The organism is Streptococcus cristatus (assembly GCF_003943505.1).
GTDB lineage: Bacteria > Bacillota > Bacilli > Lactobacillales > Streptococcaceae > Streptococcus > Streptococcus cristatus_E.
The window spans coordinates 1-728 of record NZ_RJPS01000067.1 but is presented as its reverse complement, the minus strand read 5'-3'; the positions used below and the strand labels follow the sequence as shown (position 1 = coordinate 728).

General features: G+C 41.9%; 1 protein-coding gene. It reads right to left on the bottom strand.

Translation table 11 applies throughout. The features are described from left to right. Positions 1–728, bottom strand: a 728-nt coding sequence (locus tag D8792_RS11005; RefSeq protein WP_221763079.1) for a DNA primase family protein, incomplete at both ends; no start/stop codon positions are given.

Here is a 728-nt window from a genome sequence, read left to right as displayed (position 1 = left end):
TTGTCATACAAATGGTCCGCAAAGTTTTTGATGTCAGAGCGACCAGTTATTTTGGCATTAAAGGGAATAACAACCAAACGTCGCCAAGTTCCATCATCGTTCGCCCCTACTTTAGGCAGATGGTTGGTGTAAAGAACTAGCGTGTGTGAGGGCACGAAGTGGAATGGATCCTTGTACTTCTTCTCTGCTTGAATCTCATCAGTTGAAGTAATCTGCTTCACAACGGCTGTATTGAGTCGCATACCCTCAGCCATCTCAGAAGCAATGACCAGTCGTTTCCCTTTAAGCTCAGCAAGCTCAGGACTGACATTTCGCTTGTTTGACATAGTTAAGGCATCCGCAGATAATTTACCTGAATAGCTGCCTAGCACACGAGCAATGGTATTCCAAAAAGTAGACTTGCCGTTCGCTCCGCCTCCGTAGGCAATAATCATGTGTTCCTGATAGACCTTACCGATAGCTGCCATACCAATAATTTCTTGAACATAATCAATTAATTCTTGGTCATTACAGAAAAAGGTAGCTAAAGTTTCCTGCCATAATCCCATTCCCTGATCACTAGGGGAGACTGCGGTAATTTTTGTTATGTAATCTTCAGGATTGTGTTCTTGTTGCCCATTTATTCCCTTTCGTAAATCATAGGTAGCCTCTGGGGTATTGAGTAATAAGTCATCACTATCTAATTCTGACAATTCTACTGAAAGAATTGGTTTAGCTGTATTATAGAC